We start from the raw sequence: 23,277 nt of genomic DNA, 5'->3' as shown, positions 1-23,277 counted from the left end.
GGAAGCAAAAATGGGCAAGATCACTGGCTTCCTCGAGATCGATCGCGTCGACCGGGACTACCTCCCGATTGCCGAGCGGCTGAAGAACTACAACGAGTTTACCATTCCTCTGGGCGACAAGGGCACCCGCGACCAGGCGGCGCGCTGCATGGATTGCGGCATTCCGTACTGCCATAACGGCTGCCCGGTGAATAACCAGATCCCGGACTGGAACGACCTCGTCTACAAGGGCGAGTGGCTGAAGGCGCTCAAAAACCTTCATTCCACCAACAACTTCCCGGAATTCACCGGCCGCATCTGCCCCGCCCCGTGCGAGGCTAGCTGCACGCTGAACATTCCGGACACCCCGGTGAACATCAAGTCGATCGAATGCGCCATCGTCGACAAGGGCTGGGAACAAGGCTGGATCACCCCGCAGGTCAATCCGCAGAAGACCGGCAGGAAGGTTGCCGTCGTCGGTTCGGGCCCTGCCGGCATGGCCGCGGCGCAGCAGCTGGCTCGCGCCGGCCACGATGTGCATCTCTATGAAAAGGCGCAGCAGATCGGAGGCCTGATGCGCTACGGCATCCCGAACTTCAAGCTCGACAAAACCCAGATCGACCGCCGCGTCGCGCAAATGGTCGCCGAGGGCGTGGTGCTGCACACCGGCGTCAATGTCGGCAAGGACATCACCGTCGAGGAGCTCGCCAGCCAGTATGACGCGATCGCCATGGCCGGCGGCGCCGAGAAGCCGCGCGACCTGCCGATCCCGGGTCGCGAGCTCGACGGCATCCACTTCGCCATGGATTTTCTCAGCCAGCAGAATCGCCGCGTCACCGGCGAGCCGCTGAACAACGTCAACCCGATCCTCGCCGGCGGCAAGCACGTCGTCGTCATCGGCGGCGGCGACACCGGTTCGGACTGCATCGGCACCTCGAACCGCCAGGGCGCGCTTTCGGTCACCCAGATCGAAATCATGCCGGCGCCGCCCGAGAAGGAGAACAAGGAGCTCGTCTGGCCGAACTGGCCGCTGAAGATGCGGACCTCCTCCTCGCAGGAAGAAGGCGTGGAGCGTGATTTTGCTGTCGCCACCATCAAGTTCGATGGCGAGAACGGCAAGGTCGTCGGCCTCCAGTGCGCCCGCGCCGACGAGAAGTTCCAGCCGATCCCGGGCACCGAGTTCGTGCTCAAGGCCGATCTCGTGCTGCTCGCCATGGGCTTTCTCGGTCCGGTGCAGGAAGGTCTCGTGCAGGAAGCCGGCGTGGCGGTGGACAAGCGTTCGAACGTCATGGCCGACACGGTGAAGTACCAGACCAGCCGCGAGAAGTTCTTCTCGTGCGGCGACATGCGCCGCGGCCAGTCGCTGGTCGTCTGGGCCATCCGCGAAGGCCGGCAGTGCGCCCGCTCGATCGACGAATGGCTGATGGGCAAGACGGACTTGCCGCGGTAGGCGGTGGACGGAATGAAATACGAAAGGGGCGCCTCGTGCGCCCCTTTGCTTTTGCGCGGCAGGCACTTGCCTTGGCTGGCCCGCCCTAAGCCTCAGACCAGGTTGATCTCGACCGGAATGTTCCCGCGCGTCGCCTTGGAGTACGGGCAGGTCTGGTGCGCCGCCGTGACAATCTGCTCGGCCGTCTCGCGATCGAGCCCCGGCAGGCTCACATTGAGCCGGGCGCGCAACGAGTAGCCCTCGCCATTCGAGACGAGATCGACTTCCGCGTCGACAGTCCGCTCGGCCGGCAGCTTCACCTTCAGCTGCTGCGACACCGCGCTAATGGCGCCGAGGAAACAGGCCGACCAGCCGGCAGCGAACATCTGCTCGGGATTGGTGCCGTTGCCGAAGCCGGGAGGCGACAGCTTCACATCGAGCGCGCCGTCGGAGCTGCGAGCGGAGCCATCGCGGCCGCCGATAGTGTGGGTGTGGGCAGTGTAGAGGGTCTTGTCGAGCTGGTTCATTCCGGGTCTCCGTTAGGTTGCAGGCTTGGCAGCCGGGACTGCCGCACCCATTTAGTTATTGCAATAATCATTACGGCGTGACTTGTTTCATAAGTCCAATCGCAGTACAAGCAAAAAGTTATCGCGATAACGATTCTTCACGGAGCAGCCCCATGGCCGCCGATCAGCGCAAGGACGACGCCCCCCTCGCCGACTTCATGTGCTTCGCCATCTACTCGGCGAACCTCGCCTACTCGCGGGTCTATAAGCCCGTGCTGGAGGAGCTCGGCCTGACCTACCCGCAATACGTGGCGATCGTCGCCCTGTGGGACGAGGACGAGTTGACCGTCAAAGGCCTGAGCGACAAGCTGTTTCTGGAACCGAGCACGGTTACGCCGATGCTGAAGCGCCTGGAGGCAATGGGCTACGTGACCCGCACCCGGGGCGTCGACGACGAGCGCGTCGTCCGTGTCCGGCTGACCGAAGCCGGCCGCAAGCTGCGCGAAAAGGCCTGGGGGCTATCCAAGATCACCTTCAAGGCTGCCGGCCTCAGCTTCGACGAGTTCCGCATCCTGCTGCGCGGCATCACCAACCTCAGGACCAACCTCGTCAGCGCAGCCAACGACGCCTAGACCCGCGCCTCCGGCCTCAAGTGCCGGCGCCGATAGGCCGATGGCGTTGTGCCCACCAGCTTGCGGAACAGGTGCCGGAACGCCGAGGGCTCGGAGTAACCCACCTCGGCCGCAATGGCATCGAAGGCCATATCGGTCGTTTCGAGCAACTGCTTGGCTTCCTCGATGCGCATCGTCTGCACATACTCGAGCGGCGACTGCCCGGTCGCCTTCCTGAACCGGCGCAGGAAGCTGCGCTCGGTCAGCCCGGCCTCCGCCGCCATCAGCGCCACCGGGTTCGGATCCGCATAATTGTCCGCCGCCCAGATCTGCGCCGCCGCGATCATCGAGTCTTCGTGCTTGCGGCCCACTGTCAGCGCCGCGAACGGCAGTTGCCCGTCGACATGCCAATCGAGCAGGAACAGCTTCGACAGCCGCCGCGCCTCCTCGGCACCGGCGATACGCCCGACGAGATAGAGCAGCAGGTCGTGCCAGGACGAGAACCCGCCCGTGGTGATCAGCCGGTGCCCTTCGCCTGCCATCACCAGTACCCGCTCCTTGCGGATGGTGATGCCCGGATGCCGCGCCTTGATCGCCTCGCAATAGCCCCAGTGCGACGTCGCCTCCTGCCCTTCGAGCAGGCCGGTTTCGCTGAGCAGCACCGAACCGGAGCATAGGGAGGCGACGATGGCCCCGTCGTGGTAGCTGTCGCGCACCCAATCGGCGACGGCGGCAAACGAGTTCGGCAGCGGCTTCCACGGATCGATCGCCAGTTCCGGGATCATCACGATGTCCGGGTGGGGGAAGTCATCGAAGGAGCCGTGCGGAGTGATAGTGACGCCATGGATATCCTGGTACGGCTGGCCGTCGAAGGTCACGAGCCGCGGCAGGAAGCGGGGCATGCCTGGCGCCTCGCTATGCAGCAGCTCCCACAACCTCCCGACGGCATAGAGCAGATCCATGATGATGAATGTGCCGGCTGTCCCCGTCTCGGGGGTCGCTACAATCGTGGTGAGCAGCGGTCGTGGCGCGTCCATGGGCTGTCCGGATGTCCGATTTGAACCGTTTTCGTCGGAAACCAGCCTATCAGCATCGCGGCGCACAAACTAGATCACGGGTCCATCGGCAGCGACCCGCTGTCACAACCCCAAGGACCTCAAGATGATCAAGACTCGCCTCCTCCTCGCCCTCGCGGCGACCATCACGCTCTCCGTCTCGTCCGGCTTTGCGGCGGAGCCGTCGGCTGAAGCCGCCTACAAGGACATCGAAGCCACCCTCGGCGGCGTGCCGAGCCACTTCAAGGGCTACCCGCAGTCGGCCGTTGCCGGCGCCTGGGAGATGACCAAGGGCCTGCTGATGGGCGAGACCAACTCGCTCGAGCCCAAGGTGAAGTCGCTGATCGCCGTGGCCGTGGCGGCCCAGATCCCGTGCCAGTACTGCGTCTGGCTCGAAACCAAGTCAGCTAAGTCGGCTGGGGCCACCGATGCCGAAGTGTCCGAGGCCGTGGCGCAGGCCGCCTACGTCCGCCACTGGAGCACCGTGATCCACGGCCTCCAGATCGACTTCGATACCTTCAAAGCCGAATTCGGCGGCGAATGATCGACCGGCGCCCGGCTTCGACCGGGCGTACCCCTACCGCCCGGTCGGATTCTCGACCTTGCCGACGCCAAACGCATCGGCGCGGCCGACCGGCGCCTCGAGCATCTGAGTGATATCGAAACCGACGGTGGCAAGACCCACCGACTCCGCGCTGACCAACTCATTGGCGCGGCGCGTGGCCCCGGTAAGTGGGATCACCGCACCTGCGACTTCCAGCAGCTTCATCTGGCCCAGCCCCTGATAGGGCGGCCGAAGCATCAGTTGGGCGTCGGTGCCGAACAGCGGATCGGCGACTTCGATGCCCACCGTGCCGCCGCCGCGATAGTAGTTCTTGAGGCTCTGGCTCACATAGAAGGCCAGCTTGTCCGCGCCAGCCGACGAGAAGTGGATGCCGTCATCCTTGCGCATGCGCACCTGGTTACCGTTGAGGTCGGGTCCGCGCGAGGTGTAGCCGCCCTCCTCGGTGGCGAACTTCTCGTAGATGTCGAGGAACTCAGCTCCGCCCGAGAACGCCGCCAGCCGCTGGATCTCGTTGACCTGGATCATCGCCTTGCCAAACTTGGGCGCCTCCATCGGCGGCAGGCCGATCCAGATCACCGGCTTGTTGGCGGCGCGCAGCGCGCGCACCACCCCCGTGACTCGCGCCGAATATTCAGTGGTCCATTCCGGCGTCAGCGAGCCGTAGCTCTCGCCGTTGAGCCGCATCTTCTGCCGGTCGTTGATACCGATGATGATGATGGCGATATCGAACGTATTGGCCGTGATCTGTTCGTTGATCTTGGTCGGCCAATCGAAGAAATCCGGCCGCACGAAGCTCGATGAGCCGACGCCCTGGACGATCACCGCGAGGTTCGGATCCTCGGCATAGAAGCGCTCGAGTGCATTGCCGACATCGGTAGCCATCGAGTCGCCGAACACGGCGAGCCGCGTCGCCCCTGGAGCCTTCTCGATCTTGGGCTTGGGGGGCGGCAAGGCGGCCTTCTTGACCGACTTCTTCACCGGCTTTTCGACCACCGGTGCCTGCTCTTCCGGCTCGGGATCGCCGAACAGCATATCCATCAGCGTACGCCGTTTCCGGCGCGGCGGCGGCTGCTCTTCCTGCGCCACCACCAGCCTGCCATCATCGGCAGCAGCCGTGATCGCGGGAGCCAGCTCCACTGTCTCGCGTGCGAACGTGAACGCCGTCAGCGTATCGGTCAGCACCAGCGCCGCGATGATGGCGCCGCCGATCCCGAGCATCCAACGGTTGGTCTTGTTCTGCATGGCAGGCATTTAGCCCATCCAACGGGTCGAATTGAAGACCGCTCTCGACAATTCTACCGGCTTCAGCGCGCTGCCGCCGTGAGCTCTTCGTAGCTGTGCAGCGTGATGAACCCGTCCGCCACCTCACCCTTCGATGCCTGGAACTTGGCGTAGGCCGCCTGGCTCACCGGCCCGATCCGCCCGTCCACCAGCCCCTCGTAGAGACCGAGCTTGATCAGCGCCTCCTGGATCGCCCTGCGCTGCTCGAGGTTGGGGAATTTCGTGTCCCGCGGCCAGGCCGTGACGAACGCGCCACGGCCCTTCAGCCTGTCCTGGAGATGTGAGATCGCCATCGCGTAGCTGTCGGAGAAGTTGTAGCCCTTGAGGACGAGATAGTTGTTCGTCATCAGGAATTTCGGTCCCTTCGCCCCCGTCGGCGCGTAGAGGAACACCGGGATCGAGGTGTCGTCGAAGTCAGCGCCGCCGACCCGCCCTACGCCGAGATCGGCAAAGAACGAGATGGGCCGCAACTGGTCGCGCGTCGCCAGCAGATAGTCGAACCCATCCGGCACGACGACCTCGTAGCCCCAGTCGAGGCCCGGCTTGTAGCCGAGGCCAAGCAGAAACTCCGCGGCCGTCGCCAGAGCGTCTGCCAGTGAGTTTTGGAGGTCGATAGCACCGTCGCCATCGCCGTCCGTGCCGTATTTTATAACGTTGGTAGGGTTGACCTGAAGATGCCCGATGGCGCCTGCCCAGCTGCCGACGAGCTGGGTAGCATCAAGCGGCCCGCGTTGGACCAGAAGCAGCGCTGCGATCAGGTCCGCCGTGTCGCCTTCGAGCCGAACGCGCCGTTGGTGCACCAGGGTTGCGAGCGATGGGATGATCGGGCGGATGTACTGCGGATCAGCCAGCACGCGACCGTAATTGGTCTCGATCCCCCAGATCGATGCGAGCAGGTAGGGATCGACGCCGTATTTCTCCCCGATGGCCGTCAGCAGCGCCTGGTTTGCCGCGATCGATTCCTTGCCCTTGCCCATGCGCCACTCGGTGACGCGCTTGTCGATATAGTCCCACAGCGGGGTCGTGAACTCGGGCTGCGAGGTGACCAGCTCCGGCACTTTCTCATCGGCGGTCAGGCCATACATCGCCTTGGCATAGGTTTCGTGGGTGACACCAGCGGCCACCGCCGTCGCTTCGAAGTTCTTGATGAAGGACTCGAAGCTCTCGACCGGCTGGGCGAACGCCGGCGAGGAGAGACCGAGGAGCGCGAGGAGGACGGCGAGCTTGCGTTGCATGGCGAATCGCTACCTGTTCCGTGTGGCTAAATAGCGCTCCCATGTCAGCGCCGCGTCAACGATCTCCTTGAGATCATCGTGCGCCGGCTTCCAGCCCAGCACCTGCCGCACCTTATCGGCACGCGCCACGATCGAAGCTGGATCACCGGCCCGGCGCGGCTCCTCGACCACCTTGAAGTCGACACCGGAAACCGCCTTTACCGTCTGGATCACCTCGCGCACCGAAAAGCCGCGGCCATAGCCGCAGTTCATGGTGATGGAAGCGCCGCCGCCGCGCAGGTAGCCGAGCAGAAGTGCATGCGCCTCGACGAGGTCTGTGACGTGGATGTAGTCGCGCACGCCGGTGCCGTCGGGCGTCGGAAAGTCGGTGCCGAAAATGCCCATCTGCGCCCGCTGCCCGAGCGCCGCCTGCGAGGCGACCTTGATCAGGTGCGTCGCGGTCGGCGAGGACTGGCCGCTGCGCCGCTTCGGATCGGCGCCGGCGACGTTGAAGTAACGCAGCACGCCATAGGTCAGCGGACGCGCCGCCGCGACGTCCGCCAGCATCAGCTCGGTCATCAGCTTACTCCGCCCATACGGAGATTCCGGCATCAGCTGAGTGGTCTCGGCCACCGGCTCCAGCCCGGCATTGCCGTAAACTGCAGCGGTCGAGGAGAAGATGAAGTGCTTCACCCCACCCGTCACCGCCGCCTCGATCAGGTTGCGCGAGGTCGCGGTGTTATTGGCGTAATATTTGAGTGGATCGGCGACCGATTCCGGCACGACGATCGAGCCTGCGAAATGGATGATGGCCTCGATCTTGTGCTTGGCAATGACCTTGCCAACCAACACCATGTCGCCGGCGTTGCCCTCGACGAGTTTGGCGCGATGATCGATCGCCCAGTCAAACCCCGTGGTCAGGTTGTCGAGCACCACGACCGTCTCGCCCGCATCACAGAGCCGCAGCACCATGTGGCTGCCGATATAGCCCGCGCCGCCGGTCACCAGCACTGCCATAATAAACCTCAAACTCAGTTTAGATCCCGACGCTAGCGGCGAGGTGCTAAGAACGGCTTACTCCCGCCTGCTGACAATCTTCCGGAGCCCATCTTGCCCAGACGCGTACGGACTGCCGTGTTCCCTGTTGCCGGCCTCGGGACCCGCTTCCTGCCAGCCACCAAGGCCATGCCCAAGGAAATGCTGACGGTTGTCGATCGTCCGCTGATCCAGTATGCGGTCGACGAAGCCCGGGAAGCCGGGATCGAGCACCTTGTATTTGTCACCGGCCGCAACAAGGGCGTGATCGAGGACCATTTCGATCGCCAGTTCGAACTCGAGCATACGCTCGAGATCCGCGGCAAAACCGAAGCGCTGGCCGAACTGCAGCAGGATTTGCCATCTGCCGGGCAGACCAGTTTTACCCGCCAGCAGGAGCCGCTCGGGCTGGGTCATGCCGTCTGGTGTGCCCGCGAACTGGTGGGTGACCAGCCGTTCGCGCTGCTGCTCCCCGATATGGTGTTCAAAGCCAAACCCGGTGTGCTCAAGCAGATGATGCAGACCTATGAAGAGACCGGTGGCAACATCGTCGGGGTCGAGGAAGTCGATCCAAACGAGGTGTCGAGCTACGGCATCGTGGCACGTGGTTCGGGGCCGGACTCGGGCTTCCGCATCACCGACATGGTGGAGAAGCCGAAGCCAGCGGACGCCCCGTCGAACCTGTTCATTTCCGGCCGCTACATCCTGCAGCCCGAAATCTTCTCACTGCTCTCGGAACAGACGCGTGGGGCTGGAGGCGAGATTCAGCTGACCGACGCGATGCAGGTGCTGATCCGGAGCCAGGACTTCACCGGGGTGAAGTACGACGGCAAGGTCTTCGACTGTGGCAGCAAGCTCGGGTTCCTCACCGCCAACGTGGTCTTCGCGCTGGACCGCCCGGACCTCGCCGATGCGTTCCGCAAGGAGATCCGCTACCTCATCTAGCGGTGGAAGCGCACTCCGACCGTCACCTGATGCTCGTCGGTCGCGGGCGCCGGCGTCGTTTCGCTGCGCTCGAAGCTGTAGTCGGCCGTGAGGTCGGTGTGCTCGTTGAGCAGATAGTCGGCGCCCACGCCGACGCCCCAGCTGCTCTCCTTCGTGTCGATGCCTTCGTAGCCTGCCGTGCTCCAGTCGGCACTGGCGCGGAGCCGCAGCCAGGGGTTGAGCTGATAGCTCAGCGCGCCCGTCGCAGCGTATTCGAGCTTGGCCGTTGCCCCGGAGGTCGTGCCCGGCGACGAGATCGCGGTGGTGAGCTCCCCGCTCAGCGTCAGAGTCTCGTTCGGCCGGAATGTGGCCTTGGCGCCGTAGAGCATGGCCGCGAAATCATCGAGCGTATCGTCGACGAAGTCCCGATAGCCCCAGCCGATCGAGCCCTCGAGCTCGAGCACATCGCTTGGCTTGAAGGTGAGGCCGGCGCGGGTCGCATAGGTCACGTTGTCGAGCTTCACCAGCAGGGTCGGCGACGCCACATCATACTGCTCTGCGTCCGCCCCGCCATCGATGAAGGCCACTAGCCCCGGCGTCAGCTTGTACCCGAGCCGCGCGCCCGTGCCCCAGGTCGTGGTGTTCTGGAACTCGTTGCTCGTCGTCGAGGCGTCGTCATAGGTGGTCTCGCCGAACACGTCGCGTCCGGCACTGCCGCGCAGCTCGACCACGAACGCCCCGAGATCGCGGCTGGCGCTCGCCTCGGCATTGGCCGAGATCTCGAGCGGCGACGTCACCACGTTGACCGGCAGGTCGGAATCACTTGGATCGTCCTGCGAGACGGTGAGATCGACCCGCCCCTCGAGCGTCGTCAGCTCGTCGAGATCGTAGCGACCGCCCGCTGTGGTCGCGACCGAGCCGATGCGCGGGTCGCCCTCGAGTTCGTGGCTGATTTCGCCGGAGACGCCGAGATTGTAGCCGCCGCGAATGGTTTCCTGCTGCAGCGAAAATTCGGGCAGCGCCACGACCTCATAGGTAGGTCCACTCCCGCTGCCATTATCGCGAACCCCACCGCGAAGGCCGACGCTCCAGTCGAACTGGAATGGCGGTCCATACTCGTCCGGCGGGTTGGGCACGCAATAGCTGCACTCGGTCCCCTCGGGACCAAGCAGCACGTCATTGCTGAAGTCCGATCCGTCGCCCGCAAAAGCGCGGCTGCAGAGCGCCAGCGCAAGCGCGCCCGCCGTGATGCCGGCTCTGCGTGAGGACATGATTGAGCCACCGTCGGCGCGAAATAAACGTCAACGAACCCTTGCAGCTTATGGTTAAGGAAGGCTTGCCTCAGGCCGCTTCGACCGACAGCTCTGCCCCGTCCGCATCGACGATCCGCACCTTCACGCCGGCCGCAAGATCGGGACCGGTGATCCGCCAGGTCGTATCGTCGAGGTTCAGCCGGCCGACCCCGTCCTGGATCGGCTGCTCCAGCACCACCTCACGCCCGATATAGCGTCGCGCCCGCTGGTTGAGGAACGGCCGGTCCGAAACCGGACCCGGGCCGCGGACGCGCAGCCACAACCAGATGGCCACAAGCGCGAGCACGCCGAAGATCACGAACTGCAGCGGCCAGAAGATCGTGACGAACAGCGACAGCAAACCCGTCACCATCGCCGCGGCACCGAGCCAGACCAGCACGCCGCCGGGCACCACCAGCTCGAGCCCGAGCAGGATCAGCCCGGCCACGATCCACGACCACGCTCCGTTCTGGCCGATGAACTCGATGATCTGCATGTGCCCCTCCTCGCTCCCTAAGCATCAGGTGGTCGACGGCGGACGGCCGCTTACCGGCCGCGTTGCCGGCTTCTCGCCACCGAAGGTTTCCCGGGCAATCTCGGCGATACCGCCGATGGCACCGATGACGCTCGCCGCATCCACCGGCAGCATCAGCACCTTCTGGTTCGGCGACTTGGCAAGGCTTTCGAGCGCCTTGATGTAGTTGTTGGCGACGAAATAGTTGATCGCCTGCACGCTGCCCGCGGCGATGGCGTCCGACACCACTTCGGTGGCCTTGGCTTCGGCCTCGGCCGAACGCTCACGCGCCTCGGCATCGCGGAACGCCGCCTCGCGCCGGCCCTCGGCTTCGAGCACCTGGCTCTGCTTTTGGCCTTCGGCCTGCAGGATCGCCGCCTGCCGCTTACCCTCGGCTTCGAGGATCAGCGCGCGCTTCTCGCGTTCCGCCTTCATCTGCCGGCCCATCGATTCGACAAGGTCCTTGGGCGGATCGATATCCTTGATCTCGATGCGGGTGATCTTGAGACCCCATGGGCTCACCGCCGCATCGACAACGCGCAGCACCCGCGTGTTGATCTCGTCGCGGTGGCTGAGCAGCTCGTCGAGGTCCATCGAACCCATCACCGAGCGGATATTGGTCATCGTCAGGTTGAGGATACCGACCTCGAGCTGCGCCACTTCATAAGCAGCGGCCGCGGCATCGAGGATCTGGTAGAAGGTGACGCCGTTCGCCGTGACCGAGGCGTTGTCGCGCGTGATCACTTCCTGGTGCGGCACGTCGAGCACCTGCTCCATCATGTTCATCTTCTTGCCGACATTGTCGACGAACGGGATGATCAGGTTGAGGCCCGGCTTCAGCGTGCGGATGTACCGCCCGAAGCGCTCGACCGTGTAGTTGTAGCCCTGTGGCACCACCTTGGCGCCGGCGAACAGCACCAGCACCGCCAGCACGCCCAGCGTCAGCAGCGTGATGCTCAGCCCGTCGAGTTCCAGAAAGTCCATCCCCAACCCCTTTGCTACGCCCGGCCCATGCTTTGACATGTATGTGCCGTTCGGCATGGGCGCAACAATGCCGCTCGACTATCCGCAGTTGTATGACAGCGGGAACGTCCCGTGGCGCAATGCCGTTGAACGACAAGCAATCGTTCGCGAGTTGAAACCATGCCCGCCGGAACACGCCCCATCTGGAAAGGCCAGTTGCGACTGTCGCTCGTTTCGATCCCCGTCGAGATGTTCACTGCGACCAAGTCCGCCGGCAAGCCGAGCTTTCGTCAGATCCACGAACCCACCGGCAAGCCCATCCATTACGAGAAGGTCGTCGATGGCGTCGGTCCGGTCGACCGCGACGACATTCGCAAGGGTTTTGAGTACCAGAAGGGCGACTACGTCCTACTGACCGATGACGAGATAGACGCGGTCAAGCTCGAGACGCGGAAGACGCTGGAGCTGGTGCAGTTCGTCGACGAGGACGAAATCCCGCCGCTCTATTTTGACACCCCTTACTATCTCGCGCCCGCCGACGAGCTGGCCGAAGATGCCTTCCGCGTCGTCCGCGATGCCTTGCGCAAAGCGAAAAAGGTCGGGCTCGGCCAGTTGGCACTGCGCGGCAAGGAGTACCTCGTCTCGATCAAGCCATGCGGCAAGGGCCTGCTGCTTGAGACGCTGCACTACGAGAACGAGATCAAGAAGTCCGACAGCTTCTTCTCGGACATTCCGGCCAAGTCCGCCGACGACGACCTGCTCGAGGTGGCGACCGCCCTGATCGAAAAGAAGACCGACACCTTCGACATCGGCAAATTCAAGGATCACTACAACACCGCCCTGCGCGAACTGATCGACCGCAAGCTGAAATCGAAGACCGGCAAGGTCGCCGTCGACGAGGACAAGCGCCCGCGTGGCGACAATGTCGTTGACCTGATGTCGGCGCTGAAAGAGAGTCTCGAAGGCGGCAAGTCCGCACCAGCGAAGAAGCCAGCGGCGGCACGAAAACCGGCAGCCAAGACGGCTCCGCGCAAGAAGGCGAGCTGACCGATGCCCGCCTCACCCCAGGACCAGCTCAGGACCTACCGCGCCAAGCGCGACTTCTCGAAAACCGCAGAACCCTCCGGCACGAAGGCGAAGCGTGCGGCCAAGGACACCCCGCTCCGGTTCATCGTGCAGAAGCACGACGCCACGCGCCTGCACTACGACTTCCGCCTCGAACTCGACGGCGTGCTGAAAAGCTGGGCCGTCACCAAGGGCCCGTCGACCAATCCCGCCGACAAGCGCCTCGCCGTCCGTGTCGAGGACCATCCGCTCGACTATGCCGACTTCGAGGGCACCATCCCCGAAGGCGAATATGGCGGCGGCACGGTGATGCTATGGGACGAGGGCACCTGGGAGCCGATCGGCGACCCGCACGAAGGGCTCGATGACGGCGACCTCAAGTTCAGTCTCAGCGGCAAGCGCATGAAGGGCGAGTGGGTGCTGGTCCATATGAAGGGCCGCGACAACAAGACCCGCAACGGCACGCGTGAGAACTGGCTGCTGATCAAGCATCGCGACGACTACGCCACCGACACGGATGGCCTCACCGAGAAGTTTACCACCAGCGTCGAAACCGGTCGCGACCTCGACGGCATCGCCAAGGGCCTAAAATCGCGAAAGAAGGCGGCATCGAAGACGCCCAAAGCGCAGGTCTGGACCAAATCCGGCGCAGTCGCGCTGCCAGACTTCCGTGAGCCGCAGCTGGCGACATTGGTCGAGAAAGTGCCCGCCGGCGACGAGTGGCTGTTCGAGACTAAGTTCGACGGCTACCGCTGTATCGCCGCCGTCGCGGGGCCCGAAGTCCGCCTCTATACCCGCAACGGCAACGACTGGACGGAGCAGTTCGGCAACCTCGTCGAGCCTCTGTCAAAGCTGACCAACGGCTCCGCCCTGCTCGATGGCGAGATCTGCGCTTTCAAGGACGGCCGCACGGACTTCTCGACGTTGAAGGACGCGCTCTCATCGGGTGGCGCACTAACCTTTTTCGCCTTCGACCTGCTGGAGCAGGACGGCGAGAACCTCGAAAAACTGCCACTGACCGAGCGCAAGGCCCGTCTTGAAAAGCTGCTGGGCAAGCCGAAGAAGACTAGCCCCATCCAGTACTCCGATCACGTCCGTGGCCACGGTCAGGAAGTGTTCGATGCCATGTGCGAGGCGCGGGGGGAAGGCGTGATTGCCAAGCTGGCCGACGCGCCGTACCGCCATGAGCGCACGAAATCCTGGCTCAAGATCAAGTGCACCAACCGGCAGGAATTTGTCATCGCCGGCTGGCGGCCATCCGACAAGCACAAGGGGTTCGCCTCGCTGCTGCTCGGCACCTGGGAGCACGACAAGCTGATCTATCGCGGACGCGTCGGCACCGGCTTCACCGAAGCGAGCGCCGCCGAGCTGCAGGCCGAACTACACAAGCGGGCGCGCAAAACTCCCGCCTTCGAAACCGTGCCGCGCGACGTCGCTCGTCGCGCCAGATGGGTCGAGCCGGAACTCGTCGGCGAGGTCGATTTCGCCGAGTTCACCCCCGATGGTCACCTGCGCCACCCCGCCTTCGTCGGCCTCCGCAAGGACAAGCCGGCGCGCCAGATCAAGCTCGAAACTAAGGCGCCGGCCAACGAGGCGACAAAGTCGAAACGGCGGGCTAAGCTCAAATCCATGCAGCTGACCAATGACATGGGTGTCGAGATCGCCGATCGCCGCAAGGTGCGGCTGACCAGCCCCGACCGCCCCGTGCTGCCGGACGCGACGGTCACCAAGGCGCAGCTCATCGCCTATTACGACGCCGTCGCCGAGCGCATGCTGCCCCATATCGAGAAGCGTGCCCTGAGCCTCGTCCGGGTGCCACATGGGAGCAAGCCCTTCTTCCAGAAGCACGACACCGGCGGCTTCCCCGATACGATGAAGCGCGTCGCCATCGAACTCAAGGAAAGCGAGCGCGAGGACCATTTCTACGTCACCGACATCGAAGGCGTGATGGCCGGCGTGCAGATGTCGACGCTCGAATTTCACATCTGGGGCAGCCATATCGACACGCTGGAAAAGCCCGACCGCATCATCTTCGATATCGATCCGGACGAGGGCCTCGACTTCAAGCGGGTGAAGGAAGCAGCGGTCCACATTCGCGATGTGCTCGGCGAATGGGGGCTCGAGAGCTACCCCATGGTCACCGGCGGCAAGGGCATCCACGTCATCGCGCCGCTGAAGCCAGTCACCGAATGGCCGCTGGTCAAACTGTTCTGCCGCACCTTCGCGCAGCGGCTCGAGGATAACGAACCCGACGACTTCACCGCCAATATCCGCAAGGTCGAGCGCAAGGGCCGGATGTTCGTCGACTATCTGCGCAACGAGCGCGGCGCGACGGCTGTGGCGCCATTCTCGACCCGCGCCAAGGCCGGCGTGTCCTGCGCGGTGCCGGTGGGCTGGGATGAGCTCGACGCGATCAAGGCGGCGAACCAGTTCGTTATCGGCGCGGCGGCGGAACGGGCGAACGAGCAGGACCCGTGGCCCGACTACTTCTCGCTCACCCAATCGATCACCAAGGGGATGGTCGAGGCGGTTGCGGGGCCGTTAAAGGATTTGAAGCTGTAGCGCCTCAAACCCACCCCGCCAGTTCCTTGCGGATCACCGACTCCAGCATCTGCATCCCCAGCTCGCTGTCGTTGAGGCACGGGATATACGCATAGCGTTCGCCGCCGGCGTGCTCGAACTGCTCGCGGCCGGTGATGGCAAGCTCTTCCAGCGTCTCGATGCAATCGACCGAGAAGGCCGGCGACACCACGGCTACACGCTTCATCCCCAGCCCCGGCAGGGCTTCGAGCGTCTTGTCGGTATAAGGCTGCAGCCATTCCGTCGGCCCGAAGCGGCTCTGGAACGTGACCCTCAGTTTCTCTTCGGCCCAGCCCAGGTGCTCGCGGACCAGCCGGGTCGTCTTGAGACACTGGCAGTGATACGGATCCCCCTTCTCCAGATAGAGCTTGGGCATGCCGTGATAGGAAGTGAGGATCACGTCCGGCGTGAAATCGAGCTTCGCCACACCATCGGCAATGCTCTGCGCCAGCGCCTCGATATAGGCCGGCTCCTCGAAATAAGCCGGCAGCGTGCGGATGGCCGGCTGCCAGCGGATGTCGCGCAGGGCGTCGAACGCCTTGTCGTTGGCGGTAGCCGTGGTCGTCGCCGAATACTGCGGATAGAGCGGCGCCAGGAGGATCCTCTGGCACCCGGCCGCCTGCAGCGCCTCGATGCCCGACTTAGTCGAGGGGTTGCCGTAGCGCATCGCGAATTCGACGACGATGTCCTTGCCCAGCCGCTCCTGCAGCTTGGTCGTCTGGTTGCGGGTGATCACCCGCAATGGGCTGTCGCCGGCCTGATAGTCCCAGATGCGCTTGTAGTTCACCCCACTCTTCTGCGGCCGGGTGCTCAGCACCACGCCCTGCAGGATCGGCTGCCATAGCCATTGCGGCGACTCGATCACGCGCGGATCGGACAGGAACTCGCTGAGGTAGCGGCGGACGGACCAGTAGTCGGTGCCGTCCGGCGTGCCCAGGTTGAGCAGGAGTACGCCGACGCGCGGTGTGCTGATCGGCGGGTGGCCCGGGGGAAGTGCGGATGCCATGAGTGGCCTATGCGATAGGAGCGTTTGGCCGGCACCATAGTCGGGGATGCCTCGAACACAAGTGCAAGTGTGTCGCGGCGGCCTCTAGAGGCTGGCGAGCAGCAGCAGCGCGCCGAACAGGAACACGATCACGGCGCCTACCAGTTCGGCCCACCAGACGATCCGCTCGCCCGCTCCGCCGACGCCGCCCAGATAGCGCTGCGCCGCACCTTTGGCGCTGACGGCCACGATGGCCAGCGTCGCCACGGTGATCGCCGTGCCCAGGCCCATCAGGAACACCGCAGCGATCCCGGCCGGCAGTACGCCCTGGCTCAGTGCGAAAACGAGGACGATCAGCGCCCCCGAGCACGGCCGGATGCCGACGCTGAACACCACGCCCAGTTGCTCGCGCCAATCGCCGCCGGTCTGCTCCGGCGTCACCACGTGGTGGTGCGCGTGGTCGTGGTCATGGTCGTGATCGCCATGGTCGTGCCCATAGTGCGGATCGCCAGGCGCGCGCCCATAAGCATCGAGTGCCGGTCCGCCCGCCGGCTGCAACGCCGACTGAAAGGCGAAGCGCTGGCCCCGCTCCGCGATCAGCGCATGTGGTGCTTCATCGGCATGGAGATGCTGATGCGCCTTGGCCGTGAGATCAGGGGCATGCGAATGTGAGTGGCCCCAGCCGAAGATCTTGCGCGCGATCAGCCAGGTGCCGAGCAGCGCGATCATCGCGTAGGACGCCCTGTCGATCCAGCCGACGGCATTGTCCATCACCGCGCTCGACAGTCCGAGGATCGCCCCCGCGACGCCGACGAACACCACCGCTACCAGCGATTGCAGCAGCGCCGCCGCAAAGCTCAGCGCCACGCCGCGTTTGAGCTGTCGCTCGTTGGCCAGCATGTACGAGCCGATCACCACCTTGCCGTGGCCCGGTCCTGCAGCGTGGAACACACCATATAGAAAGCTCAGCCCGCCGAGGATCCAGAACGCGTTCCAGTCGGTCTTGAGCTTCGCCAGCGCCGCCGTGAGGCTGAGGTAGAACTGCTCCTGCGCCACCACCAGCCAGCCGAGTGGGCCGGTGCGCGAAATCTTGAACCCCGGCTCGGGTGGCGGCCCGCCGACTGGCATCGCCGGCTTGGTCTCCGCCACTTGGGTAACGGCGTCGAGCGCGGTCGCAGCTGCCGGTGCCGAGGCCTCAGCCGAACAATCGAGAACAATCGCCCCCTGCGTCCCGCGCACTGCGGTTTCGAGGTCGGGCGGAAGCTTGGTGACATCCGGCCCCAACTGGAACAATCGCTCCTGCAACTCGGGCGACATCTCCCGCGGCGGCTCGAGATGCAGGTTGCAACCGGCAGGGGCGTTCTCGAGCGTAACACCGCCGTCGCGTAGCGTGATCGCCACGTAGTACTCGGGATCGGCGATGGCGATCTCGAGCCTGTCCTTGATGCGATAGGGCGCCTGCGGCTCGATACCGAACGTCAGCGTCGACCGATTGTTTTCGAAGACGAACTTGGCGTCGTCCATCGAGGCGAAGGGCAGGCTCGCGGCATTGTTTCCGGCCGAGGTGTAGAAGCCGTATTGGGCAAGACCCTTGAGGTTCTCGTCCGCCAGCTCCTGCATCTCCTCCGATGAGGTGATCCCGTCCCCATTGGTGTCGAGGCCCTGGATTTGCCAGACCGAAAAGGCCTCGTCGAAAGTCCAGCTGTTGCGGATCGCCGTGAGCTCACCGGCGTCATTGAAGACGAGCACCGCCTTGGCGTCGATGAAGATGTGCGGGTGCGCCTCTGCAACGCCCACAAGTCCGAGCATCGCGGCGGCCGCCAGCGCCAGCTTGCGCATCACCATTCTCATCGGCGCCCTACCCCGTCCCTACTTCACCGGGTTGTCCGCGAACCAGGCGACCAGATGGTCGATCAGCGCCCGGACCTTGCCCGCGAGGTGCCGGCGGTGCGGATAGACGGCCTGGAGGCTCGGGCCTTCCGGCATCCGGTCTTCGAGCACGCGCACCAGCCGTCCCTCGGCGATGTGTGGGTCGGCGAGGTAGGTCGGCAATACGGCGAAGCCAAGGCCGGCGAGCGCCGCCTGCATCGCCGCCACAGGAGAATTTACCCGGGCCGGCCCCGCGACGTGCACCGTCAGCGGCTTGCCATCCTCGATGAACCGCCATGAACTGTGCGAGGGAATGTTGGTATCCAGAATGCACGGCATGTTCCGCAGCGCCTCGCCCGATTCCGGAAGGCCGACGCGCTTCACCAGTTCGGGCGAGCCGCAGATGACATGCCGCATGTCGGCGATCTTCCGGGCGATCAACGAAGAGTCCGCCAGCGTCGAGATGCGCAGCGCCACGTCGACGCCTTCCTCGACCAGATCGACGTAGCGATCCTCGAGTCTCAGATCGACCGAGACCAGCGGGTTCTTGGCCATGAAGGCGAAGATCGCCGGCGCCAGCGTCGTCTCGCCGAGATTGCGCGGCGCCGACACCCGCACCATGCCGCGCGGCTCGGCCGTCTGGTCGGAGATGGTGGCATCGAGATCGTCGAGCTGCTGCAACAGCTGGCTCGCCTCGCGGTAGTACGCCTCGCCCGCCTCGGTGAGGCTCAGTTTCCGCGTCGTGCGATTCATCAACCGCACCCCGAGATAATCCTCGAGGTCGGTCACGTATTTGCTGAGCAGCGCCTTGGAGCGCCCGTGCTGGCGCGCCGCCGAGGAGAAGCCGCCGGCGTCGAACACCTGCACGAAGGCGCGGATACGGGCGAGGTCCTGGCTCATCGTGTCACCGAAAAAGTGTAAGTTGAGCGTCCACTCGCACGCATAAGTCATCCGCGCTGGGTGAACAATGCCGCCTATTGGTCGTTTGTGGATTAACGATAGGATGGGAGCCATGTCGCTCGAACCCGTCACGCAGTCTATCTATCCACCCATGACCAAACCCGAAGCCCGCTCAACGCTTTACAAGCTGATCGAAGCCGGCCAGCTGGCGCACAAGGCGCTGCTGGTGCCGCTGCTCGATCGCGGCCTCGAGCCGGGCGACGATGCCGTGATCTTCGTCCTCCACGCCGAACTTGGCGCCAGCGAACAGCGCCTTGCCGACGAACTCGGCATCGGCACCGATATGCTGCAGCCGCGGCTCGACCGGCTGATCGAGCGCGACGTCGTCGCCCGCCAGGCCATCGGCCCCGACCTCGCCCCCGGCTTCGCCCTCACCGAACGCGGCGAACGCATCCGCGAAGTGCTGGCCGCGAACTGGGAACAGCTCGAAGAAGCGCTGTTCGCCGATCTGACCGACAAGAAGCGCAAAGGTTTGAGCAAGGCACTGAAGCGGTTCGTGGAGCTGCTGCGGCTGGCTTGAGGCCGCCCCCTCAGTTCACCCCCGCAATCCGCCCGGCCCGCCTGTCGATCAACATCACCGCCGTAATCACCACGAACGCGAACAGCACCATTCCGCCCGCCAACGCGTGCGCCTTGTCCCACTCCAGCCGTTCGACGAAATCGTAGATGGCCATTGAGACGAGCTTGGTCTCGCCGGGAATATTGCCGCCGATCATCAGCACCACGCCGAACTCGCCGACGGTATGCGCGAAGGTGAGGATGGCGCCGGTGAGATAGCCGGACCGGGCGAGCGGGATCACCAGCCGGAAGAACGTCTTCCACCGCCCTGCCCCGAGGGTCGCCGCCGCTTCCAGCGGCTCGTCGCCGATCGCCTCGAAGGCGGTGCGCAGCGGTTGCGTCATGAATGGCAGCGAGTAGATGATCGAGGCGATCACCAGCCCCTCGAACGAAAAGGCCAGCGTCCGCGCACCCCACAGCGGCGCGATCAGCCCGCCCGGACCGTAGGGCCCGAAGGCCAGCAGCAGATAGAACCCGAGTACCGTCGGCGGCAGCACCAGCGGCAACGACACGATCGCTGCGACCGGCGCCTTCCAGGCCGATTGCGAACGTGTCAGCCACCAGGCGATCGGCGTGCCGACCACCAGCAAGATGACCGTGACGATGAGCGCAAGCGTGAGCGTCAGCCCGACCGGCTGCGCGATCTCAGCGGCGCTCAACATCGATCACTGCCTTCATCCGGCCGAGCCCACCTCGTAGCCGTATTTCTCGATGATGGCCTTGCCCTCCCCGCTCTGCAAGAACTCGAGGAAGGCCTTCGCCGCCTGATTGGCCTCACCCGCTTTGGTCAGCACCGCATCCTGTAGGATCGGTGCATAAAGCTCTGCCGGCACCCGCCACACCTCTGTCGCCGGCTTATCGATCACCTGGCTCAGGGAGACGAAACCGAGCTCGGCATTACCCGACTCGATGAACTGCAGCGCCTGCGAGATATTCTCGCCGGTGACGATCTTGCCCAAGACCGCTTCGGTCAGCCCCAGCTTCGCCAGCGCCTCGACCCCGGCCGCACCGTAAGGCGCAGTCTTCGGATCGGCGACCGACAGGTGCTGGAAGGCGTTGGACTTGAGCACCGCCTCGCCATCGGTCACATCGATCGAAGGCGAATAGAGCACCACCTTGCCGACGGCATAGGTGAACACCGTACCATCGACGGCAAAGCCCTCGGCAACGGCCTGCGCCGGGCGCTTGTTGTCCGCCGACAGGAACACCTCGAACGGCGCCGCCTGCGAAATCTGGGTGTAGAGCTGCCCGGTGGCACCGAAACTGAAGGTCACCGTGCCGCCGGTCCTGGCAGTGAAGGCCTTGCCGAGCTCTTCGGCCGGCCTGGTAAAGTTCGCCGCAACCGCGACACTCACCTCTGCCGCCAGGGCCGGAACACCCACGAGCGCGGTCAGGCCAAGTCCGAGCAGCAGGGAAATGCAACGCATGCTATGCCTCGATATATCCACGCGGGTATATCGAGGTTGTGGCAAAGGCTCATACCGACAGCAAGCGTTATTTTCGTTCAGGTATATCGGCATGAAGCCGGGCCAGTGCTTCGACATCCCGCGCAATGGCGCGACGCGTCGCCTCCTGCATGCCGCGATAGCGCTCCAGCACTTCGCGACCGGCCTCGGTAAGGCTCGCACCCTGCGCATTGCCGCCGCGCGAGGCTTCGACCAGCGGCGCGCCAAACCCCTCGTTGAGCGCCTGCACCAGCCCCCAAGCCCGCTTGTACGACATCCCCATGCGCTTGGCCGCCTCGGAGATCGAGCCGGTCTCGGCAATGAACTCCAAAAGGTCGGCACGGCCGGGCCCGATGTAGAACGTCTCGCTCAGGGTGATGCGGAGATGGGAGAGGCCGAGTTTCAGTTCTTTCGCCATGTTGCCACTTCCGCCTGGTGCGCTACTTGCACATCGCACGGGTCCACGGGTCAAGCCCGCTGATGACGACTGAGAGGATTGGTGAGGATGGACGAGGAGGCGGTCTGGACTGTCGCAAGAAAAGAAGACCGTCATCCCCGGGCTCGACCCGGGGACCCATCTCTCCGCTCGAACAGATCGCCTAGCCCCTGAGCCCCGCCGCTTCCCGTGCCAGCATCTCGATTCGCTTCCAGTCCTTCGCAGCGATCGCATCGGCCGGCATGATCCACGAACCGCCAACGCAGATCACATTGGGCAGCGCCAGGTATTCCCTAGCCTTGACCATGTCGATACCGCCCGTGGGACAGAAGGTGATGTCGGCCAACGGCGACGCGTAGGCTTTCAGCACCTTGACCCCGCCCAGCGCCTCGGCCGGGAAGAACTTCAGGAACGAGTAGCCATGCTCCGACGCCGTCATCGCCTCGGTCGGGGTACCGATGCCCGGCAGCAGCGGGATCTTGTGCTCCTCGGCGGCCTCGAGCAGACGCGGCGACGCACCCGGCGACACCATGAACTGGCATCCGGCATCGACCGAATGCCCCATCTGCAGCGGCGAGCGCACCGTGCCCGAGCCGACCACGGCGCCCGGCACCTTGGCCATCTCCTCGATCACCTGTAGTGCATGCGGCGTCCGCAGCGTCACCTCGAGGACCGGCAAACCGCCTGCGACCAGGGCTTCGGCGAGGGCACGCGCTGTCGACACGTCGTCATGCACGATCACCGGGATCACTGGTGCCAGCGAGAGCGTCTGGCGAAGGGCGGCGGCATCCTGCGGCATGGTGATCCTCGTGTGGAGCTTGATGTCGGCGAGAGCGTTAGGCACTTGCAACGTCGCGATCAAGCCAAATGATCACATTGAAATAGCGCCCGTTCGCCCTTAAGTCTCCCGGGTTCTTGGAGGGACGACGCAGTGCAGCAGATCAACGCACTCACCCCGCTGGAGGAGGCTCGCGCCATCCTCGCGGACAGCTTCGACCTCAAATACACCAAGGCCGTCGAGCGCGTTACGGCGCGCACCTACGACAAGCTCAGGGATCGCATCCCCGAAATCGAATGGCCCTTCTATGCCCCGCTGATCCTGCAGATCAACCGGCTGAAAAAGCAGAAGGATGCGGTCATCCTGGCGCATAACTACCAGGCGCCGCAGATCTATCACGGCGTCGCCGATATCGTCGGCGACAGCCTGCAGCTCGCCATCGAGGCGACCAAGGTCAAACAGTCGGTGATCGTCCAGTGCGGCGTGCACTTCATGGCCGAGACGAGCAAGCTCCTCAACCCCAAGAAGACCGTGCTGATCCCCGACAGCCGCGCCGGCTGTTCGCTGGCGAGTTCGATCACGCCGGAGGACGTCATCGCCATGCGCGCCCAGTATCCGGGCGTGCCGGTGGTGACCTACGTGAACACCTCGGCCGCCGTGAAAGCGGTCACCGATATCTGCTGCACCTCGTCCAACGCTGCCGACATCGTCAACGGCATCAAGGGTGACACCGTGATCATGATCCCCGACCAGTATCTGGCGCGGAACACGGCCAAAAAGACCGGCAAGAAGATCATCACCTGGGCCGGCTCCTGCGAGGTGCACGAGACCTTTACCGCCGACGACATCGCCGAACTCCGCCACGCTTATCCGACGGCCAAGATCATCGCCCATCCCGAGTGCCCGCCCGAGGTCATCGACGCCGTCGATTTCGCTGGTTCGACCGCCGCGATGATCGACTACGTCAAATCAACCAAGCCGCCGCGCGTGGTGATGGTCACCGAGTGCTCGATGTCGGACAACGTCGCGTCGGAGACCACCGGCGTCGATTTCCTCCGCGGTTGCAACATCTGCCCGCACATGAAGCGCATCAACCTCGAGAACATCCTGTGGTCGCTCCATACCATGACCGAGGAAGTAACGGTGGCCCCCGAGCTCATGGCCCCGGCCCGCGCCGCCGTGCAGCGAATGATCGATTTCTCGAAGAAGAGGGACTGATCCACCTCCACCGGC

Annotated in this window: 23 protein-coding genes; 8 read left to right on the top strand and 15 right to left on the bottom strand. The window is 64.4% G+C overall.

What is annotated here, in order from left to right; genetic code table 11:
* Positions 1-10: 10 nt before the first annotated feature.
* Complete coding sequence (locus ACOYW5_RS19770) at positions 11-1,429, top strand: glutamate synthase subunit beta (RefSeq protein ID WP_423066595.1); 1,419 nt, start codon at positions 11-13, stop codon at positions 1,427-1,429.
* A 92-nt stretch (positions 1,430-1,521) separates the two neighbouring features.
* Here ACOYW5_RS19770 and ACOYW5_RS19765 read toward each other — a convergent pair whose 3' ends face one another.
* Positions 1,522-1,935, bottom strand: coding sequence for an organic hydroperoxide resistance protein (locus tag ACOYW5_RS19765; RefSeq protein ID WP_423066594.1), 414 nt, complete (start codon positions 1,933-1,935; stop codon positions 1,522-1,524).
* 152 nt (positions 1,936-2,087) lie between these two features.
* Between ACOYW5_RS19765 and ACOYW5_RS19760 the strand changes: the two genes are divergently transcribed.
* The gene (locus ACOYW5_RS19760) at positions 2,088-2,546 is read left to right on the top strand and encodes a MarR family winged helix-turn-helix transcriptional regulator (RefSeq protein ID WP_423066593.1); all 459 of its coding nucleotides are present in this window, start codon (positions 2,088-2,090) and stop codon (positions 2,544-2,546) included.
* Here the strand turns inward: ACOYW5_RS19760 and ACOYW5_RS19755 are convergent.
* Positions 2,543-3,562: a GlxA family transcriptional regulator gene (locus tag ACOYW5_RS19755; RefSeq protein WP_423066592.1), complete on the bottom strand. Its 1,020-nt coding sequence runs from the start codon at positions 3,560-3,562 to the stop codon at positions 2,543-2,545. The two genes, ACOYW5_RS19760 and ACOYW5_RS19755, sit on opposite strands and share 4 nt — an antisense overlap.
* Positions 3,563-3,686: 124 nt before the next feature.
* Between ACOYW5_RS19755 and ACOYW5_RS19750 the strand changes: the two genes are divergently transcribed.
* Positions 3,687-4,124 (top strand): carboxymuconolactone decarboxylase family protein, encoded by a 438-nt coding sequence (locus ACOYW5_RS19750; RefSeq protein ID WP_423066591.1) that lies wholly within the window; start codon positions 3,687-3,689, stop codon positions 4,122-4,124.
* A 33-nt stretch (positions 4,125-4,157) separates the two neighbouring features.
* Here the strand turns inward: ACOYW5_RS19750 and ACOYW5_RS19745 are convergent, their stop codons facing one another.
* Genes ACOYW5_RS19745 through galE form a run of 3 tightly spaced genes read right to left on the bottom strand, consistent with a single transcriptional unit; the run spans position 4,158 to position 7,657 of the window.
* The gene (locus ACOYW5_RS19745; RefSeq protein WP_423066590.1) at positions 4,158-5,396 is read right to left on the bottom strand and encodes a DUF459 domain-containing protein; all 1,239 of its coding nucleotides are present in this window, start codon (positions 5,394-5,396) and stop codon (positions 4,158-4,160) included.
* Between the two features lie 53 nt (positions 5,397-5,449).
* Positions 5,450-6,661: a lytic murein transglycosylase gene (locus ACOYW5_RS19740; protein WP_423066589.1), complete on the bottom strand. Its 1,212-nt coding sequence runs from the start codon at positions 6,659-6,661 to the stop codon at positions 5,450-5,452.
* 9 nt (positions 6,662-6,670) lie between these two features.
* Positions 6,671-7,657, bottom strand: coding sequence for a UDP-glucose 4-epimerase GalE (galE, locus tag ACOYW5_RS19735; RefSeq protein WP_423066588.1), 987 nt, complete (start codon positions 7,655-7,657; stop codon positions 6,671-6,673).
* A gap of 93 nt (positions 7,658-7,750) precedes the next feature.
* Between galE and galU the strand changes: the two genes are divergently transcribed.
* The gene (galU, locus tag ACOYW5_RS19730) at positions 7,751-8,620 is read left to right on the top strand and encodes a UTP--glucose-1-phosphate uridylyltransferase GalU (RefSeq protein WP_423066587.1); all 870 of its coding nucleotides are present in this window, start codon (positions 7,751-7,753) and stop codon (positions 8,618-8,620) included.
* Here galU and ACOYW5_RS19725 read toward each other — a convergent pair.
* The 3 genes from ACOYW5_RS19725 to ACOYW5_RS19715 all read right to left on the bottom strand — a co-directional run bounded on the left by ACOYW5_RS19725 (position 8,617) and on the right by ACOYW5_RS19715 (position 11,389).
* Positions 8,617-9,870 carry an outer membrane beta-barrel protein gene (locus ACOYW5_RS19725; protein ID WP_423066586.1) on the bottom strand — a complete coding sequence of 418 codons (1,254 nt, stop codon included), beginning with the start codon at positions 9,868-9,870 and terminating at the stop codon, positions 8,617-8,619. The genes galU and ACOYW5_RS19725 overlap by 4 nt on opposite strands.
* Positions 9,871-9,940: 70 nt before the next feature.
* Positions 9,941-10,387 (bottom strand): NfeD family protein, encoded by a 447-nt coding sequence (locus tag ACOYW5_RS19720; RefSeq protein ID WP_423066585.1) that lies wholly within the window; start codon positions 10,385-10,387, stop codon positions 9,941-9,943.
* A 24-nt stretch (positions 10,388-10,411) separates the two neighbouring features.
* Complete coding sequence (locus tag ACOYW5_RS19715; RefSeq protein ID WP_423066584.1) at positions 10,412-11,389, bottom strand: SPFH domain-containing protein; 978 nt, start codon at positions 11,387-11,389, stop codon at positions 10,412-10,414.
* Positions 11,390-11,548: 159 nt separating this feature from the next.
* On the opposite strand from ACOYW5_RS19715, the gene ACOYW5_RS19710 reads away from it, so the two are divergent.
* Both ACOYW5_RS19710 and ligD read left to right on the top strand, forming a co-directional pair.
* Positions 11,549-12,415 carry a Ku protein gene (locus ACOYW5_RS19710; RefSeq protein ID WP_423066583.1) on the top strand — a complete coding sequence of 289 codons (867 nt, stop codon included), beginning with the start codon at positions 11,549-11,551 and terminating at the stop codon, positions 12,413-12,415.
* Positions 12,416-12,418: 3 nt separating this feature from the next.
* Positions 12,419-14,995 carry a DNA ligase D gene (gene ligD, locus ACOYW5_RS19705; protein ID WP_423066582.1) on the top strand — a complete coding sequence of 859 codons (2,577 nt, stop codon included), beginning with the start codon at positions 12,419-12,421 and terminating at the stop codon, positions 14,993-14,995.
* Between the two features lie 4 nt (positions 14,996-14,999).
* Here the strand turns inward: ligD and hemH are convergent, their stop codons facing one another.
* From hemH to ACOYW5_RS19690, 3 genes are all read right to left on the bottom strand, one after another.
* The gene (hemH, locus tag ACOYW5_RS19700; protein ID WP_423066581.1) at positions 15,000-16,019 is read right to left on the bottom strand and encodes a ferrochelatase; all 1,020 of its coding nucleotides are present in this window, start codon (positions 16,017-16,019) and stop codon (positions 15,000-15,002) included.
* A gap of 84 nt (positions 16,020-16,103) precedes the next feature.
* Positions 16,104-17,837 carry a DUF1007 family protein gene (locus tag ACOYW5_RS19695; protein ID WP_423066580.1) on the bottom strand — a complete coding sequence of 578 codons (1,734 nt, stop codon included), beginning with the start codon at positions 17,835-17,837 and terminating at the stop codon, positions 16,104-16,106.
* Between the two features lie 30 nt (positions 17,838-17,867).
* A complete protein-coding gene (locus tag ACOYW5_RS19690) occupies positions 17,868-18,767 on the bottom strand; it encodes a LysR family transcriptional regulator (protein WP_423066579.1) in 900 nt (299 codons plus the stop codon).
* Positions 18,768-18,879: 112 nt separating this feature from the next.
* Here ACOYW5_RS19690 and ACOYW5_RS19685 point away from each other — a divergent pair, with 112 nt between their 5' ends.
* Complete coding sequence (locus ACOYW5_RS19685) at positions 18,880-19,347, top strand: hypothetical protein (RefSeq protein WP_423066578.1); 468 nt, start codon at positions 18,880-18,882, stop codon at positions 19,345-19,347.
* A gap of 10 nt (positions 19,348-19,357) precedes the next feature.
* Here the strand turns inward: ACOYW5_RS19685 and modB are convergent, their stop codons facing one another.
* From modB to eda, 4 genes are all read right to left on the bottom strand, one after another.
* Positions 19,358-20,047: a molybdate ABC transporter permease subunit gene (gene modB / locus ACOYW5_RS19680; protein WP_423066577.1), complete on the bottom strand. Its 690-nt coding sequence runs from the start codon at positions 20,045-20,047 to the stop codon at positions 19,358-19,360.
* 12 nt (positions 20,048-20,059) lie between these two features.
* Positions 20,060-20,812, bottom strand: a complete 753-nt coding sequence (gene modA, locus ACOYW5_RS19675) for a molybdate ABC transporter substrate-binding protein (protein WP_423066576.1) — start codon at positions 20,810-20,812, stop codon at positions 20,060-20,062.
* A gap of 67 nt (positions 20,813-20,879) precedes the next feature.
* Positions 20,880-21,248, bottom strand: coding sequence for a winged helix-turn-helix domain-containing protein (locus ACOYW5_RS19670; protein WP_423066575.1), 369 nt, complete (start codon positions 21,246-21,248; stop codon positions 20,880-20,882).
* A gap of 181 nt (positions 21,249-21,429) precedes the next feature.
* Complete coding sequence (eda, locus tag ACOYW5_RS19665) at positions 21,430-22,065, bottom strand: bifunctional 4-hydroxy-2-oxoglutarate aldolase/2-dehydro-3-deoxy-phosphogluconate aldolase (RefSeq protein WP_423069509.1); 636 nt, start codon at positions 22,063-22,065, stop codon at positions 21,430-21,432.
* Positions 22,066-22,206: 141 nt separating this feature from the next.
* Between eda and nadA the strand changes: the two genes are divergently transcribed.
* Entirely contained in the window at positions 22,207-23,262 is a 1,056-nt protein-coding gene (gene nadA / locus ACOYW5_RS19660; RefSeq protein WP_423069508.1) for a quinolinate synthase NadA, read from the top strand.
* Positions 23,263-23,277 lie beyond the last annotated feature (15 nt).

The sequence above is a fragment of the Devosia sp. CN2-171 genome (assembly GCF_049354815.1).
Lineage (GTDB): Bacteria > Pseudomonadota > Alphaproteobacteria > Rhizobiales > Devosiaceae > Devosia_A.
This window is presented reverse-complemented; position numbering and strand designations above follow the sequence as displayed.